Source organism: Paenibacillus sp. FSL L8-0638 (assembly GCF_038593075.1).
GTDB classification, from domain to species: domain Bacteria; phylum Bacillota; class Bacilli; order Paenibacillales; family Paenibacillaceae; genus Paenibacillus; species Paenibacillus polymyxa_D.
Map to the genome: position 1 here is coordinate 4,885,246 of NZ_CP151960.1, position 16,199 is coordinate 4,901,444.

The 16,199-nt window shown below is 47.5% G+C and carries 15 protein-coding genes and 1 riboswitch; of the genes, 8 read left to right on the forward strand and 7 right to left on the reverse strand.

All coding sequences use genetic code 11. The features are described 5' to 3' along the window. Nucleotides 1-78 precede the first annotated feature (78 nt). The 3 genes from MKY35_RS21825 to isdC all read right to left on the reverse strand — a co-directional run bounded on the left by MKY35_RS21825 (nucleotide 79) and on the right by isdC (nucleotide 1,663). Nucleotides 79-576: an NEAT domain-containing protein gene (locus tag MKY35_RS21825; protein WP_342444804.1), complete on the reverse strand. Its 498-nt coding sequence runs from the start codon at nucleotides 574-576 to the stop codon at nucleotides 79-81. A 31-nt stretch (nucleotides 577-607) separates the two neighbouring features. After that, complete coding sequence (locus tag MKY35_RS21830) at nucleotides 608-1,075, reverse strand: NEAT domain-containing protein (protein ID WP_029519187.1); 468 nt, start codon at nucleotides 1,073-1,075, stop codon at nucleotides 608-610. A gap of 72 nt (nucleotides 1,076-1,147) precedes the next feature. Further along, nucleotides 1,148-1,663 (reverse strand): heme uptake protein IsdC, encoded by a 516-nt coding sequence (gene isdC, locus MKY35_RS21835; RefSeq protein ID WP_342444805.1) that lies wholly within the window; start codon nucleotides 1,661-1,663, stop codon nucleotides 1,148-1,150. A 398-nt stretch (nucleotides 1,664-2,061) separates the two neighbouring features. Here isdC and MKY35_RS21840 point away from each other — a divergent pair, with 398 nt between their 5' ends. Genes MKY35_RS21840 through isdG form a run of 4 tightly spaced genes read left to right on the forward strand, consistent with a single transcriptional unit; the run spans nucleotide 2,062 to nucleotide 5,190 of the window. Further along, complete coding sequence (locus MKY35_RS21840) at nucleotides 2,062-3,042, forward strand: ABC transporter substrate-binding protein (RefSeq protein WP_342444806.1); 981 nt, start codon at nucleotides 2,062-2,064, stop codon at nucleotides 3,040-3,042. Between the two features lie 9 nt (nucleotides 3,043-3,051). Further along, entirely contained in the window at nucleotides 3,052-4,050 is a 999-nt protein-coding gene (locus tag MKY35_RS21845) for an iron ABC transporter permease (RefSeq protein WP_196245376.1), read from the forward strand. Further along, nucleotides 4,047-4,838: an ABC transporter ATP-binding protein gene (locus MKY35_RS21850; protein ID WP_039273691.1), complete on the forward strand. Its 792-nt coding sequence runs from the start codon at nucleotides 4,047-4,049 to the stop codon at nucleotides 4,836-4,838. Before MKY35_RS21845 ends, MKY35_RS21850 begins: the two co-directional genes overlap by 4 nt. A gap of 1 nt (nucleotide 4,839) precedes the next feature. Next, nucleotides 4,840-5,190 carry a heme oxygenase gene (isdG, locus tag MKY35_RS21855; protein ID WP_029519194.1) on the forward strand — a complete coding sequence of 117 codons (351 nt, stop codon included), beginning with the start codon at nucleotides 4,840-4,842 and terminating at the stop codon, nucleotides 5,188-5,190. 121 nt (nucleotides 5,191-5,311) lie between these two features. Here the strand turns inward: isdG and MKY35_RS21860 are convergent, their stop codons facing one another. The 3 genes from MKY35_RS21860 to MKY35_RS21870 all read right to left on the reverse strand — a co-directional run bounded on the left by MKY35_RS21860 (nucleotide 5,312) and on the right by MKY35_RS21870 (nucleotide 9,025). Continuing rightward, on the reverse strand, nucleotides 5,312-6,322 hold the full coding sequence (locus MKY35_RS21860) for an MBL fold metallo-hydrolase (RefSeq protein WP_342444807.1): 1,011 nt from the start codon (nucleotides 6,320-6,322) through the stop codon (nucleotides 5,312-5,314). A gap of 328 nt (nucleotides 6,323-6,650) precedes the next feature. After that, nucleotides 6,651-7,682, reverse strand: a complete 1,032-nt coding sequence (locus MKY35_RS21865; protein ID WP_342444808.1) for a cytochrome d ubiquinol oxidase subunit II — start codon at nucleotides 7,680-7,682, stop codon at nucleotides 6,651-6,653. Next, nucleotides 7,679-9,025 (reverse strand): cytochrome ubiquinol oxidase subunit I, encoded by a 1,347-nt coding sequence (locus MKY35_RS21870; protein ID WP_039273701.1) that lies wholly within the window; start codon nucleotides 9,023-9,025, stop codon nucleotides 7,679-7,681. Before MKY35_RS21870 ends, MKY35_RS21865 begins: the two co-directional genes overlap by 4 nt. A 351-nt stretch (nucleotides 9,026-9,376) precedes the next feature. Between MKY35_RS21870 and MKY35_RS21875 the strand changes: the two genes are divergently transcribed. The 4 genes from MKY35_RS21875 (at nucleotide 9,377) to MKY35_RS21890 (ending at nucleotide 14,694) form a co-directional block, all read left to right on the forward strand. Beyond that, nucleotides 9,377-9,931, forward strand: a complete 555-nt coding sequence (locus MKY35_RS21875) for a MarR family transcriptional regulator (protein WP_342444809.1) — start codon at nucleotides 9,377-9,379, stop codon at nucleotides 9,929-9,931. 90 nt (nucleotides 9,932-10,021) lie between these two features. Next, nucleotides 10,022-11,254: an MFS transporter gene (locus MKY35_RS21880; RefSeq protein ID WP_342444810.1), complete on the forward strand. Its 1,233-nt coding sequence runs from the start codon at nucleotides 10,022-10,024 to the stop codon at nucleotides 11,252-11,254. Between the two features lie 381 nt (nucleotides 11,255-11,635). Then, on the forward strand, nucleotides 11,636-12,769 hold the full coding sequence (locus tag MKY35_RS21885; protein ID WP_342444811.1) for a virulence factor: 1,134 nt from the start codon (nucleotides 11,636-11,638) through the stop codon (nucleotides 12,767-12,769). A 121-nt stretch (nucleotides 12,770-12,890) separates the two neighbouring features. Then, a riboswitch (Lysine riboswitch) is annotated at nucleotides 12,891-13,093 on the forward strand. A 134-nt stretch (nucleotides 13,094-13,227) separates the two neighbouring features. Next, nucleotides 13,228-14,694: an amino acid permease gene (locus MKY35_RS21890; RefSeq protein ID WP_342444812.1), complete on the forward strand. Its 1,467-nt coding sequence runs from the start codon at nucleotides 13,228-13,230 to the stop codon at nucleotides 14,692-14,694. Nucleotides 14,695-14,818: 124 nt separating this feature from the next. Here MKY35_RS21890 and MKY35_RS21895 read toward each other — a convergent pair whose 3' ends face one another. Next, a complete protein-coding gene (locus MKY35_RS21895) occupies nucleotides 14,819-16,195 on the reverse strand; it encodes an MFS transporter (protein WP_342444813.1) in 1,377 nt (458 codons plus the stop codon). Nucleotides 16,196-16,199: the final 4 nt, after the last annotated feature.

Genomic DNA, 16,199 nt, shown 5'->3' on the forward strand with positions numbered 1-16,199 from the left:
AAAATATACTCATTTGGAGCATTGAAAGTAAGCTCCAAATGAGTATTCAATTCAAAATTATATTTTCAAAAAGAAGCCTTAGATATCGCTGTCGTCGAATTGGAATTGAACAACATAGTCGTGATCGTACGGAATACCACCAGTGTATTCTGCAGGCACACTTACATGCAGTTTAACGTTCAATTTTTGAGACGGGCTAGTTACAGGGAATTCGACTATTCTTGTATCCCCTGATGTGCTTACCACAGTCGCATTCACATACTGACCGTTTTGTTGAGTTTTGAATTCAGTAACCCATGCACTCTTGGTAATAGCTACTCGCACTTTATATTGACCATTCGTAACAATCAGTGTGGCTGGTTTTTTCACATAACCATTTGTATCCATGTAAGATGGCTGAGTGGTTCCATCTTTATAAACGGTATAAGGCAATTGATACGTTCCATTAGGCAAAGCCGCATTCGCCTTATTGGTAGAAAATGGAGCTAGTACCACAAAAACAAGCGCTGCCATCAGTACAGTAAGCATTACTTTTTTCAAAGACAATTTCTCCATACGATTCATAATCATGTTCATGTTCTTAATCTCCTTTACGTTTTATTTTGGATTAGATTTCGTCGAATTGCAGTTGTACATCATACTTGCCTGTGTAGCCGATTACTGGGATTGTGATTTCAGCGTAAGCATTCACTTTTGCATTCAGATCAGCAACCTCGAATTCCACTACACGAGTGTTGCTAGCAGTATCTGTGCTCACTACAGTCGCATCTTGCAGAACGCCATTTTGCTCTACTTTGAACGTTGTAATCAGATTGCTGCTTTTCACAGTCAGACGAACGACATTTTTGCCGTTAGCTACCGTAACCTGAGCAGGCTTCGTCAGGTAGCTATCCAATCGAGAAGTCTCATTGGTTTGATCCTTCAGAACGGTGTAGTCTACGTTGTACGTGCCGTCGGCTGCTGCCGCTTTAGCTGAGAATGGAGCAACAAGTGCAAAAACAAGCGCTGTCATGATCAATGCTACGAATACCTTCTTAAAAGAAAATTGCTCAAAGCGATTCATTACCATATTCATATCTACACACACTCCTCCATTTTTTATGCTTGAATTTGTGTTGATTTTATGAACGATAGAGATGGCTTGAATTTACTTCTTGGAAGATTTAGTTGATTTTGCTGACTGGACGGCTGCTACTTTTTTGACACTTTTGGAATCAAAAGCGAAGCGGATCGTATAGTCATGATCGTAGTTATACGCAGGGACAGTAACATGGATTTTAGAGATTAGCGGGCTGTTCACACTCGTAATTGGAAATTGTACGGTGCGGGTATCGGTTTTGGCATCCTTATGGATGACCTTGGTATCGATGATTTTGCCTTTGTAATCTACTTTAAACCCAGTTGTCCATTCGCTATGATTCAGCTTAATTTGCATGGTCATTTGACCTTTTTTCACATACAACTTAGCTGGTTTTTCAAAATAATCATTAGCCATGGACACCGAATCATTTTCTGCCTTGAGGATATTGTATTTGAGCGTGTATGTACCATCCGCCAATTTTGGAGAAGCCGCAGTGGCTCCTACAGATGACGAAGTTGGCCAAAAGTTCAGCACACTCACCAGCAGAAACACAGCAATAATTGCAGAATACCCCTTCTTCATTTTGACAGCAGTCCCTCCCCACGAGAATAAACTAATTGATTATCATTCTCAATTGGTAATTTAAAAAAAATAGCTCTTTTCGAGCTTGTCTCCCCACCTCTCTATTCCATAATTTCGCAAAATAAAGTAAACCCATCACCAATATATCTTACACTTTTCGAAAATGTCAATATGTATTTTCGTGTACGCAATCCCTTGATATATGCTATTTTTTAAGAAAAATTTGTAGTTCCTTCTTCTTTAATTCGAATATATCCCTTTTATTTTTAGTTCAAAATTTATTTAAAAATTTTGTTTTTTCAATTGACATTGCCCAGTGATATTCATTATCATTCTCTTATATATAATTGAAAATGATTATCATTATTGTTTAACTCGAAAATTGCAGGAGGAATAACATGAAATCTTATATGTTGTGGTCGTCCGCAGTGCTTTTATTGGCAGTTACCGGATGTAGTAATGGTGCCTCGACCACAGATCATAAACCAACCAGTGCCTCCGTATCTGCCACTTCTGGCACGACAAGCAGTGCAGCCATCCAAGTTACTGATTTTTCAAAACGGACGTTGGCGTTTCAAAAGGTTCCTCAACATATCGTTGCGCTCAGCAATGGCGATCTGGATATTATATACGCATTGGGCGGGACAGCCGTAGGAAGACCCAACTCCAATGGACCTGTCGTCGTACCTGCTGCTGAGAACGTTCAGCAAATAGGCTCCACTCATGAAGTAGATTTGGAGAAAATTACGATGCTCAAACCGGATGTCGTGCTAGGCAATTATCCTATGAATGAAAAAGACATTCCAGCCATTGAAGGAGTAGGTTCACAGCTGCTGCTGACTGGTGCCAATTCAGTTCAGGATATCCAGACACAAATTACACTGTTCGGACAATTACTACAAAAGCAAGCCGAGGCCGTAAAGCTGAACCAGCAAATTGACCAACAAGTAACCAAGCTACAAAAGGAAACCGCTTCTGCCTCCAAACCGAAGGTGTTGCTCGTCTACGGAGCCCCGGCTACGTACATGGCGGCACTGCCGAATTCACTGAGTGGAAACATTCTGGAAGCTGCGGGTGGCTCTAACATCGCCGCTGATTTTCCGGGCCTGCAAAATTTCCCGCAATATGCGCAGCTGAACACAGAACGCATCATACAGGCTGACCCTGACTACATCTTCATCATGACTCATGGCAATACAGAAGATGTTAAAGCTGCATTTATAAAGGAAATGCAGGAAAATGCAGCTTGGAACGGAATCCGAGCAGTCAAAAACAATCAGGTCGAGGTTTTACCTTCAGATCTGTTCGGTACGAATCCGGGCACACGGGTCACTAAAGCGCTGGATTTGATGCATCAAAAGCTGTATCCGGCGAAATAGGCGATGGCGATGAACAAACTACAGCGCGCCAGAAGACGCACCATCGCCTGGATTACCCTTCCGATTCTACTGCTGGCCGTCTCTGTGTACGGTCTGGCCTACGGTTCGGTGTCGATTCCACTTCAAGAAATCAATCATGTTTTGCTACATAATAATGAATCTACATATCGCACGATCCTGATGGATCTCCGGCTACCCAGAGTATTAGTAGGTTTACTGGTAGGAGCTTGTCTTGCAGCTTCCGGAGCACTTCTTCAAGGTGTCATGAAAAATCCATTGGCTGACCCTGGCATTATTGGTGTATCGGCTGGAGGTGGACTTGCCGCCGTCATTACGATGGTGATGCTTCCCCAGCTCAGTTACCTTCTTCCGATAACCGCCTTTTTGGGAGCCTTTCTGAGCGCAATCGTCATTTATCTGCTGGCTTGGGACCGAGGGGCGTCGCCTGTCAAAATTGTGCTGGCTGGCGTTGCGATCAATGCGCTGCTGGGCGCACTCACCAACGGCGTAATGGTCATGTTCAGCGACCGCGTACAGGCCGTTCTTCCTTGGCTATCCGGCGGATTAAACGGAAGAAGCTGGCATCATCTGGAGTTCATGGCGCCTTACGCCATCATTGGATTAATCGCCTCTTTCTTTGCGATTAAACCTGCTAATTTACTGCTACTGGGCGACGATTCAGCACAGCTGCTGGGCCAGCGAGTAGAGCTTCAACGTATGCTCATTATCCTGCTTTCTGCCCTGCTCGCCGGTACAGCAGTCAGTGTAGCCGGGTTGATCGGCTTTGTAGGACTGGTCGTTCCCCATGTCATACGGCTGCTAATCGGGGAAGATTATCGTTTCCTCCTTCCCCTTTCCATTGTGGGCGGCGGAACGCTGGTTGTTCTCGCAGATACGGTGGCGCGATCCTGGTTTGACCCGATCGAACTGCCTGTAGGTATTTTGCTGGCCGTCATTGGGGCACCGTTCTTCTTAATCTTACTCAAGAAACGGGGGAATTTCGGATGACAGCCATTCAGGGTGAGCATATCTCCTTACAACGTGGGTATTTCAAGCTGGTCGATGTGAATATCACCTTGCCTGCTGGTCAGCTCACCGCGATCGTCGGGCCGAACGGTTCAGGCAAATCCACGCTTTTGCGGATTATGACCCGGTTGCTCAAGCAGGATCAAGGTCAGGTTTCCGTATTGGGCAAGCCCGTGCAGGAATACAAGCGGCGTGATCTTGCCCAGACGATTACAATGCTACCGCAAATGAAGGATATGCTGCCGTTATTGACGGTCCGCGAGCTGGTCGCTTACGGAAGATCTCCTCATGCCAAGGGCTTGAGGGTACGCCATACCGGACAGGACCAGCAAATCGTGGACCATGTCATGAAGATCACGGGTATCCAGCCCTATGCGGATCGGATGTTCCATACTCTATCGGGAGGTGAACAACAAAAAGCGCGAATTGCAATGGCCTTGGCCCAACAAACGGGTATTCTTTTGCTCGATGAACCGACCACTTTTCTGGATATCGCCCACCAATTTGAAGTTATGGATATGCTGCGGCGTATCAATCACGAGTCCGGCTTGACGATTGTTATGGTACTACATGATTTGCAGCAAGCTGCGGCCTATTGTCATCATATCATTGCGCTTAAAAAGGGACGAATCGCCGTTGTCGGCGAACCCCATGAGATTTTGACGTCTGCTTTTCTTCGCGACATTTATGAAATGAACGCTACCATCAAATTTGAGGATGGCTATCCGGTTATTATACCGACCATACCACATCATTCAGGAGGAATTTAATATGGTTATCGTAACAAATACATCTAAAATCACACCGGGCAATGCACATCTACTCATCGAAAGATTTAACAAAGAAGGAAAAGTTGAAAAAATGGAAGGCTTTCTCGGTCTGGAAGTGCTGCTGACTGAAAACACGGAGGATTATGAGGAAGTAACGATCAGTACACGCTGGAAAGAAAAAGAGAACTTCCAAGGCTGGACGAAAAGCGAAGCATTCCGCGAATCCCATAGCCATCGTCAAATTCCGGACTATATTATTGAAAATAAAATCACGTTCTATGAAGTTAAAATCGTTCGTCATCCCATCGCCAACAGCGATTCCTCTTTGGCAAGTGATTCCGAAGCAGTTTAACCCTGCATTATAGCTAAAAACCAAAAAAGGCGGCTCGGCAGGCAAAATTAATTGTCCGCCGAGCCGCTTTGTTTATCAGGATTTTGCAAAATCCTCTTATATAAGGATGATGTCGAATCTCTCAGATTGTAGTTGAGCAGCGACGTCCAATTTTCAGCGTCTCTCCGTGCCCTAGAACATGAATGCGTTCCTTCGCAATACCCATACGCTCACGCTCCGCTTCGAGACGATCCAGCGCCTCTCTTGGCGTATCATCCGCTAGTTTGAAGGCTCCGTAGTGCATCGGAATCATCTGATCTGCGCCGCAATCTACAAACCCTTGCAATGCCTCCTCCGGTGTCACGTGCTGCGAGGTCATGAACCATTCCGGTTCATACGCGCCAATCGGCATAAAGGTCAGGTCAATGGCAAAGCGCTCGCCAATCTCCTTAAACCCACGAAAATATCCAGTGTCTCCCACAAAATACAATGTCGGTGTATGCTCTGAATCTGTATTCGAATGAGAATGAGATTTCGTGACGGACGTGGCAGAGCCAATCACCTGCTGCTCATTTTGCAGAACGTATCCACCCCAATGCGAAGTGTTGGTATCAAACGGCGTGCGTCGTGTCCAATGCTGGGCTGGAACAAACGTAAACCGTACCCCTCCTACCGTAAAATGCTCCCACCATTGCAGCTCATGACAGTTACGAAAACCTTTGCGGATCATTTTCGCCTTTAACCCCGAGGGTACAAGCATCAGCGTATCTGCACGATATAATTTCCGTAAGGATTCTAAATGTAAATGATCATAGTGTGAATGAGACAGCAGAATGATGTCTAGTGGTGGTACATCCTGGATGCGAATGCCGGGCGGGGCCAACCTTTTATCAAAAGCCATACGCTCTGCCCACACCGGATCGGTGATGATATTCAGCCCAAGATACTGGATGAAAAAGGTGGAATGTCCCACCCAGGTGGCTGTCGCCATCTCCCGATTGCTATGCAGAAACTCCAGCTCCGGGGGATGGTTTGGCACAACGAACGTATAATCCTTTATTTTGCTGCGTCGCTCTTGCCGCCATTGTCTGAATTGCTTGATGGTTTTATCGGTATTTACATGATCCATATTGTTAAAACGAACTTTGGGCATGATGCAGCTCCCTCCCTGATGAACCCGTTCTCCAAAAAACGCAGCGGTTCAATTTAACTATATATTGTCATTCGAGTGTGAACATAAAATGATGCAACATCCTGATCTATGTAAAGTATAATTCAATCACGTCTGTAAAGGAAATTCTGCGATAATACAGCAAAAACAGACCTCCCGGATCAATCAGGAAGGCCTGTTCCACCTGTTGTTGTCAATCTTGTGGATTTTTAAAGCGTGCCGAATAAATAAACAAAAACACAATCGCCACGACGATAATGATAGGTGACTCATACATAATCGTAAAATGCTCGAAAGCAGCCACTCTAACTCACCCTTTCTTCCCTTCATGTCCGCGCACATATTTTGCATCGAACAGAAACAATCTTAATATCAGGATCAGCGAAGGGATCAGCACCAGCAGACCCGCAACAAACGCCGTAATCAACGCATACGCCATCGTAGAATTTGTAAAGCTATCGTACACATTAATGTAGGGATACAGAACATACGGGAGATGCGAGCGGCCGTAGCCATACCAGGCAAATGCAAATTGCAGCATCACCAATATGAACGAAACCCCTAGATGCCGCCGCTGCCATACCAGATAAACTGCTCCCGCAAAGCATATGAAGGATGCGACAAACATCCAGGCTATGTTCAGCATATTGGTAAAATGATCCGGATTTTGTTTGTTAATCTGAAAAAATGCAAACAAACTCGCCAAAATCGTAGGAGCACTCCAGAGCAACGCGTACCCTCGTACGATTTCGAAAGCGACCTTGTCCCCTGCCCTTTTGGCATAAAAGCACAAAAACATCGCCGATATATACAATACACTCACCAGTGCCAGAATAATAACCGCCCACGTGTAGGGATTGCTTAATAGCTGACCCCAATGCAGATGAACACCTGTGCTGTTTTCTACAATAATGCCGCCTTCCGATATAGCGAGGACCGTCGACAGTGCCGCCGGAATCAGTAACCCTGTCGCACCGTACAACGCCATGTAGACGATATTATTGGTGCCGGAATGCCCATACGTATTGTATGCATAATACACTCCCCGGATGGCAAGAAGCACAATCGCAATACTGCCGGGAACGAGTAACGCCGTACCATAGTAATATGCCGCATCCGGGAAGAACCCGTTTAATCCCACCACAAAAAAGATGAGAAATACGTTTGTTACCTCCCACACCGGGGATAGATACCGTTGAATGATATTGTGGATTTTGTTCTGGTGGCCTGTTAACACACTGTAAAAGCTGAAAAAACCTGCACCAAAATCAATAGATGCTATAAGCAAATATCCGAACAGGAACGTCCACAAAATGGCGATACCTACAATTTCATAGCTCACTTGCCATCAGCCCCTTCCAGGCCGAGCTGTCTTATCTCTTCCACCGCATCCTTATTGCGGAATAGCTTGCTGAGTACCTTAATGGCCGAGAAGCACAACACCAGATACAAAATAACAAACAACACCAGCATCCACCCGACACTCGTAGAAGTGGTTGCTGCTTCGGACACCTTCATATATCCGCGTAAAATCCACGGCTGTCTACCGACCTCCGCGAACATCCATCCGAGCTCAATAGCTACCATCGCCATCGGCCCTACCAGAATGAGCGCCAACAGCAGCCATCTGGGGTATGGTTTGCGACCTGGCAAACGCTTGCGGATCAGATACAACAGCGGAATGACGAGAATCAGCACCCCTGTGGTGATTTTGAGGTCAAACATATAATGGATAGACAGGGGCGGACGCTCATCTACGGGATAATCATTTAAACCCTTGACCTCCGTACTGGGCAGGTTCCCGGCCAACACACTAAGTGCATAAGGCACTTTCAGCGCATATTTGATTTCACCGTTCTTATCCATGTATCCGCCATATACGAAGGGCGCGTGCGTCATCGTATCAAAATGCCATTCGGCGGCAGCCAGCTTCTCCGGCTGATATTTGGCCAGAAATTTACCGGATGCATCTCCAATCATCACAGTACTGATGGCAAACACAATGGTACAGGTGGCAGTCAGCTTCAGCGCTTTTTTGAAATAAGGGTGATTACGTCCCCGCAGCATACTGTAAGCAGCCAATCCCATCAGCACCCCAGCGCTCAATGTATACGAGGAAGCCAGTACATGAGAAACTTTGGTCGGCGTAGCCGGATTTAGCATGGCCTCGATGGGATGAATATTTGTCATGACTCCATTTTTGAGTGTAAAGCCTTGAGGTTGGTTCATGAACGAGTTCACAGTCGTAATAAAAACCGCTGATGCAGATGAGGCAATCGCTACCGGGATGAGCAGCATCAGGTGAAAATATTTGCTTTTAAACCGATCCCAGGTATACAAATAGATGCCCAGGAATATAGCTTCGATGAAAAAAGCAAACGTCTCCAAAAACAGGGGCAGCGCAATCGCTTGTCCAGCCACCCGCATAAAGGTGGGCCAAAGCAAGCTGAGCTGCAGACCAATGGCGGTGCCTGTAACGACACCCACGGCAACGGTAATGACAAACCCTCGCGCCCACCGTCGGGCCAGCAGGGTGTAATGTGGATCACCGGTTCGCAGTCCTCGCCATTCTGCTAGTGCAATCATTAAGGGGACGCCAACGCCGATAGACGCAAATACGATATGAACAAACAGGGTAATTCCGGTCAGCATCCGGCTTAGCAATACAGGGTCCAGTGAAGACAAATGGGTTTCACTCCTTCATTTCACATTTTAAACTTCGTGGATCACTCTGGATTACCAACTAAGGAGTCAAGCGAGCTATGCTTTTAATTACGGCATATAGCATAATGGCCGCAATTACTATACATACAATAATGAGCGTTCTTTCCTGCTTGCGGAACATCGGAACGCCTCCTTCACTTATCTATTGGCGCATTTTGGTAACCTATTCACAGTTTGGTTCATTCTTCCGAGTTTTAACCCTACTTCTGCATTGAATGTAGCCGTATTTCTTTTTAGATATTGTCTTATGCATTTCAATACGTTATATTGATATATAGTTAGATAACCTAATTATATGAAAAGAGTGAACTTGTGCCACCAAAACAAAGTAAGCGGGACACCGTCCAGCAACCCCTTCCCCGTCTGGGTCCAGAACCTTATCTGGAGTTAATGGATCAAACTGCCCTTGCAGAAACGGACCGACAACTTGCCCGCATTGGTCTCTTCCTGCTATGGACAGGTGATAATGTGCTCGACGCGGTAGATTTGGATTTAGCCGCTTACGGACTGACAGAGAGTAAGCTAGATTTATTGTTGCTATTGACATTGCACCAATCCCAGGCTCAGATGAGCCCCTCTATGATTGCCGACCGCCTAGGCATCCGTCGTGCATCTGTTACATCCCTCCTGGACTGGACAGAGCAACGAGGATGGATTATCAGAGAACATAATTCTACAGATCGACGCAAAATTCATGTACGCATTACAGAAGCGGGGACTCATCTTGTACAGCAGGTGCTTCCTGTATTTTGGTCTTCCTGTGCTTCTCTAGCGAGTATTTTGGAGCCAGAGGAGCAGGTCGTTTTTTCGCGGATTATAGAAAAAATCCATCATCATATGGAAAACAGATTGGGGGTGGGCAGATAAATTTTTTTAAACATATAATTAGGTTATCTAATATAATTAATTGCGCGTATCAACAAGCTGCTTATTTTATGATCAAGGAGTGTTCAATTGATGAGTAAATTACGAACCAATCATACCGTTATACAGAAAGAAAATGTGGCTCTCCCTTATGCATGGATGACTGTAATCCTATGCTGGTCAGCGGTTGCCGTTATGTCCAGCCTGTATGTGACGATCCCTTTGGTCCCTCTTTTTGCTAAAGTGTTTGGAAAAACGCTTGCTGAAGCAGCCCTACCGGGCAGTATCTTTTCCTTAGGCTTTGCGGCGGGATGTCTTGTTTATGGTGGATTGTCTGACCGCTTTGGACGAAAGCAGGTTATCGTCATCGGACTGCTCGCATTAACGATTATTTCGTTATCCATCAGCTTAACCAGTCAATATTCTGTATTAGTTACACTGCGCTTGCTTCAGGGTTTAGCTGCGGCCACCTTTTCTCCCGTTGCTCTTGCATACGCTGTCGATATGTTCCCGACCGAAAAACGGGTAACGGCTATCGGTTTTATCAGCACCGGTTTTCTAGTAGCAGGTATCGCTGGTCAGGTATTTAGTATTGTCATTAGCGAACAAATGGGGTGGAATACGGTATTTCGGATGCTAGGCATTTTGTATGCAATTACCTTCCTAATCGTCCTTTTTTTCCTACCTAAAACCCCCTCCCCTCAACGAGGTGTTCGCATTTGGGCAGCTTTCAGTCAGTTGGGGACCGTTCTGCGCTCGTATCCTTTATGGTTAAGCTACACGGTTGCTTTTGTTCTCCTGATGTCCTTTGTAAGCATGTATACGGTTTTGGGTAGCTATCTTGGCGGCCCTGAATTTGGCCTGAATAGCCGACAGATGCTTTATGTCAGATCCGCTGGTATCATCGGCATGCTCCTTTCACCATTCGCCGGAAAGCTAGCCCAGAAATACGGTGTGCACCTTATATTACGTACAGCTCTTATTCTTTCCATTCTGAGTTTGGCGCTGATGGGAATGACACACTCTCTTATGACTATCGTGGTGTTGAGTGTATGCTTTGTCAGCGGCATTGCCCTGAGTGTTCCTTCACTCATAGCAATCGTCGGCCAGCTCGGCGGTGCAGCGAGGGCTATAGCTGTCTCACTATATACCTTCATCCTGTTTGCCGGTACAAGTCTAGCTCCTATGCTCTCCATTCGTTTGATGGGGAATGGCGGCAATCAGATGACTACATTTATGCTGCTGGCGGCAGTTCTGTCTGTGGGATTTATCGCCTCCCTGCTCATTCGCAGCCACCAGAACGATCCGCTGAAGCGGAATGCATAAACAGCATCAAACTATAAACCGAACTTAAAAGATACATAGTGCCACTGCGCATTCGGATGGTGCTTCCCATCGCCCCCGGATTTCTAAAATAAAGCCTATGATTAGGGTAGAAATCCGGGGACAAAAGCGACCGCTACGCTTGTACAGCACCATTCCGCCTACTCCGTTTCATGTTAATTTTTCGAGTTCGGCTTATATAGCATCCTGTTTTTATTAAAAAAACCTCCATATTCATCAGCCATGTTTATATGAATCATCGTGATATATGTCATTGCATTTTCCTGCGAAACGCGAACTTCTCTTTGGAGACATTCGCAGAATGAGTTACAATACAGATAAGCTATATATGGAGAACTTTTGAACAGGAGGCTGTACTGAGCTATGAAAATAACATCTATCGAGCCAACTCCCAGTCCAAACACCATGATGCTGCATCTGGATGAGCGACTGGAAGCGGGTATCCGCAGAACATATACACGGGACAATGAGCGTTCCGCTCCCCCATTTATCCGGCGCATGCTGGGCATTGAAGGAGTCAAAAGCGTGTTTCACACGACCGATTTTGTAGCCCTTGACCGCAAAGGGAATGCAGATTGGTCTACTATTCTGGGTCAAGTCCGAGATCAGCTAGGCGAGGAAGGCGCTGACGCCAATTGGGATTTGCCAGAGGAAACCTCTGGAGAAGCGTTTGGCGAGGCACAGGTCTTTGTGCAATTTTTTCGCGGCCTTCCTATGCAAATTCGAGTCAAGGCAGGGCAGCAGGAGGAACGAATCTCCTTGTCCGACCGCTTTGTGCAAGCCGTTACCCGTGTAGCGAGCGCAACGCTGATTAAGGAACGCAAGCTGAGTGATTACGGCGTCCGCTATGGTGAACTGCCGGACATTGCACGTGAGGTTGAGCAGGAACTGGAGGCAGCCTTTCCACAAGAGCGGCTGGAGCAGATTATCCAACAAGCGATTGCCCACGGTGCAAACAACAGCGAATTCGTGGAGGAACGCCGCGAGTGGAGTGATTCCGAGCTGGAGCAGGCCCTGCAGCACGGGGATTGGCGCACACGCTACGCTGCGCTGGATCGGCTGGAACCGACGCCCGAGCATTTGCCGCTTATCCGGCAAGCGCTGCATGACGACAAAATGCAGCTGCGGCGGCTGGGCGTCGTCTATCTGGGCGATATTCGCTCACCGGAGGCGATGGAACTGCTAGCCGAGGCGCTGCGCGATCCTTCAGCGGCAGTACGCCGCACCGCAGGCGACACGTTGTCGGACATCGGCGATCCGGTCGCTACCAGTGCAATGATCGGAGCCCTGTCGGATAGCAGCAAGTTGGTACGCTGGCGGGCGGCACGTTTTTTATACGAGGTGGGAACCGAGGATGCCCGTGATGCGTTGGAGAAGGCGGTCGATGATCCAGAATTCGAGGTCAGTCTGCAGGCTAAAATGGCGCTGGAACGCATCGAATCAGGCGAACAAGCCGCGGGCACAGTTTGGCAGCAGATGGCCAAGCGGAACTCTTAATTTAAGATTCTACGAGTGATTTTCAAAAAATTGTCGATTGTCAGAAGATGTACAGGTACGATATACTGTAATTCGCTATACAATAAAATATCATGTCATACACCTCATCAACCCTGTTTTATGATGAGGTAGAGGTCGCGGATGTAATCGGTACACCGGAGGAGACGATAAGAGCCGTCTGAGATTCCAGTGGAAAGGTACACCCGCCGAAGTATGCGGAGCTGACTCTTTGTAAATACTCCGAATGCTGGGGCTGCTAACCGAAAGGAGCAGAACTGTCACACGCTGTCCTAACACAGACACGTGTGTTGAGCTATCTTGTTATAGAAGAAGGTATGGTGCGGAATGCATAGACAAAACCGCAGGCGTATTCCCTGCGGTTTTTTGATTTATATACTCCCCCTCCTTCTAGCTCTTGCCCTGACATGAAATACAATTTCATGAAGGAGTGTTTGAACGTGCAACACAAAGCAACACCTGACGGAACCTTGCGTAAAAGTCTCAAAGCCCGCCATATGACGATGATCGCCCTCGGCGGCTCTATCGGAACAGGCCTGTTCCTCGCCAGTGGAGGCGCAGTTGCCGAAGCTGGACCCGGTGGTGCCCTGCTGGCTTATGCAGCAGTTGGCCTCATGGTCTACTTCCTTATGACCAGCCTCGGTGAGTTGGCTACATTTATGCCTGAATCCGGCTCTTTTAACACCTATGCAGGTCGCTTCGTCGATCCGGCTTTTGGTTTTGCCATGGGCTGGAACTTCTGGTACAACTGGGCGGTGACGATTGCTGCCGAATTGGCAGCAGCGACCGTGCTGATCAAATACTGGTTCCCGGAAAGTCACTCTGCCTGGTGGAGTCTGTTATTCCTGGCCGTAATCTTCGCACTGAACGCGTTGACCGTCAAAGGCTACGGTGAGTCTGAATACTGGTTCGCCATGATTAAAATTGTGACTGTGGTCATCTTTTTGACTGTAGGTGTGCTGATGATCTTCGGCATTATGGGTGGTCCTGCGGTCGGCTTTGCCAACTTCACGGTAGGAGACGCCCCGTTCCATGGTGGATTCTTTGCTGTACTGGGCGTATTCATGGCAGCGGGCTTTTCCTTTCAGGGAACGGAGCTGATTGGGGTAGCCGCTGGAGAGAGCGAAAATCCGCGTGAAAATGTGCCGCGCGCCATCCGTCAAATCTTTTGGCGCATCCTGTTCTTTTATATTCTCGCAATTCTCGTGATTGGATTGATCATTCCGTACACCAATCCGAATCTGCTGCGGGGAGATATCAGTGATATCGGGGTCAGCCCGTTCACGCTCGTATTTGAAAAAGCAGGGCTTGCGATTGCTGCCTCTGTTATGAACGCCGTTATTTTGACTTCCGTATTGTCGGCAGGTAACTCGGGTATGTACGCGGCCACTCGGGTACTGTACGCTTTGGCACGAGAAGGTAAAGCCCCGCGTTTCCTCGGACGTATCAATAGACGCGGCATTCCTATGAACGCGCTGCTGATCACAACCGCTGTCGGTATGCTAGCCTTTCTCGCCTCCCTGTATGGAGACGGTGTAGTCTATAACTGGCTGCTGAATGCTTCTGGAATGTGCGGATTTATTACGTGGGTCGGGATTGCAGTTAGCCATTATCGTTTCCGCCGTGCCTTTAATGCACAGGGTCACAGTCTGAGTGAGCTTCCATACAAAGCCCGTTGGTTCCCATTTGGCCCGTTGTTCGCCTTCGCTCTGTGTATCATTGTCATTATCGGGCAAGGGGCGGATGCCTTCACCGGACAGGAGATTGACTGGAAAACGATGATCGCTACGTACATGAGTGTGCCGCTGTTCCTTCTGCTGTGGCTCGGCTACAAATGGACCAAACGTACTAAAATCGTTCCATTAAAAGAATGTGATTTGAGCCCGGATGCTTCTTCGGATAAATAATAGAAGACATTAAAAAAAGCCCGTCTCCACATATCAGGGAGAACACGCTGGTAAACCTGGTCCAAGACCGTTTATCCGCATGTTCACCTGAATATGCCCGGAGACGGGCTTTTTCTTTTTCTGTTTATTTGGAAGAAGCAGCTACTTCAGCTGATAAAGACATAGATAAGGCACGACGACTAAAAATACCGTATATGACAGCAATCAGCGTCAACCCTGCTGAAAACAAGTACAAATTAACGATACCCAGATGATCTGCAATCCAGCCCATTAAAAGCAGCGAAATACAAAACGTCAGGCTTGTCAGCGTAGCCTGGGCGGACAGCACCTTAGGCAAATCATGTACAGACACACTCATTTGCATCATCGTGCGGCGGGATACGACGGACATTTCCGCAGGTAGTCCCATCAACAGCACGATAAGCAGCGTTAGTGGCGGTAATGTGTTCAGTGCATACCAAGCTGTCAGCAGCCCATAGCCTGCCATCCCCGCCAACATGGCGGGCAGCAGTCTGCGCTGCAAATACTTGACGCAGGCGAGGACCACGATACCGCCGCCAATCGCTCCTGCAAAATACGCTGCATTGATGTATCCCCACCATGCCTCACTTTTGTGCAAAACCTGCTGAGCGAAAGCAAGCGTGAACGCGCCTACCCAAACCGAACCCCCTAGAAGGTCAATCATATCCATGAAAATAAGAGCTTTCAGTCTGCGACTGGCTCCGATGAGGCTCCAGCCTTCACGCAGTATCTCCTTTTTACGCTTTGGAGGTAATTCGGGGCTCTCTGACTCATGGCCAAGCAGCGTATCTTCCAAATGCATAGGAGGCATGTCATGATGCCCTTGCCCGGGCTCAGTACCAGCTTCGGAAACCGAAACATCTCCACCTCGCACCCTTGTTCCAGGTTGCAGTAAATAATGGACTTTGCCCTCTAGTGGATCTCGAATCAAGCTGGTGAAGATCATTGCTACCATATACAATCCGCCAGCCACCAGCAGTGTTTTTTCCGAGCCTAGCATGGCTACGAGCACACCACTAAGCCCCCACCCCGCTAATTGCACCGTCTGATCGCTGACCGATACCAGACTGTTTGCCCGCATGAGTCCTTCCCCGGACGCAAGGCGAGGAATCAGCGCATTACGTGCAGGCGTGGTCCAGCCGTCCAGAAAGGACATGGCTGCCACCAACGTAAACACAATCACCCATATCGGCTCCGTGCCCGCTGACCACAAGTGGCCCAGCAGAATAGCGAAGAAAACCAGTTGTCCGAACTGAGAAACGAATAAAATAAAAGGAAGCTGGAATCGGGCCAAAATGAGCGGTGCTAAAAAGCCGCTGATCATCTGTGCTCCCATTCGCAGCAACGGAACGAGCACCGAAGAGAAGATGGAGTCCGTTTCATGAAAAACCAGAGACACAAGTGCCATAATGTAAAGAATGTCGGCCGCATTAGACATGGTCTGCGTGCCAAGCAAATAGGTAAAGGAACGCCTGTGCATATAA

Excerpts from the sequence above, each read along its gene's own strand:
- MKY35_RS21850 (WP_039273691.1), top strand. The coding sequence starts at position 4,047 with ATGACAGCCATTCAGGGTGAGCATATCTCCTTACAACGTGGGTATTTC.
- isdG (WP_029519194.1), top strand. The coding sequence starts at position 4,840 with ATGGTTATCGTAACAAATACATCTAAAATCACACCGGGCAATGCACAT.
- MKY35_RS21895 (WP_342444813.1), bottom strand. The coding sequence starts at position 16,195 with ATGCACAGGCGTTCCTTTACCTATTTGCTTGGCACGCAGACCATGTCT.
- MKY35_RS21880 (WP_342444810.1), top strand. The coding sequence starts at position 10,022 with ATGAGTAAATTACGAACCAATCATACCGTTATACAGAAAGAAAATGTG.
- isdC (WP_342444805.1), bottom strand. The coding sequence starts at position 1,663 with ATGAAGAAGGGGTATTCTGCAATTATTGCTGTGTTTCTGCTGGTGAGT.
- MKY35_RS21830 (WP_029519187.1), bottom strand. The coding sequence starts at position 1,075 with ATGAATATGGTAATGAATCGCTTTGAGCAATTTTCTTTTAAGAAGGTA.
- MKY35_RS21825 (WP_342444804.1), bottom strand. The coding sequence starts at position 576 with ATGAACATGATTATGAATCGTATGGAGAAATTGTCTTTGAAAAAAGTA.
- MKY35_RS21845 (WP_196245376.1), top strand. The coding sequence starts at position 3,052 with ATGAACAAACTACAGCGCGCCAGAAGACGCACCATCGCCTGGATTACC.
- MKY35_RS21840 (WP_342444806.1), top strand. The coding sequence starts at position 2,062 with ATGAAATCTTATATGTTGTGGTCGTCCGCAGTGCTTTTATTGGCAGTT.
- MKY35_RS21885 (WP_342444811.1), top strand. The coding sequence starts at position 11,636 with ATGAAAATAACATCTATCGAGCCAACTCCCAGTCCAAACACCATGATG.
- MKY35_RS21860 (WP_342444807.1), bottom strand. The coding sequence starts at position 6,322 with ATGCCCAAAGTTCGTTTTAACAATATGGATCATGTAAATACCGATAAA.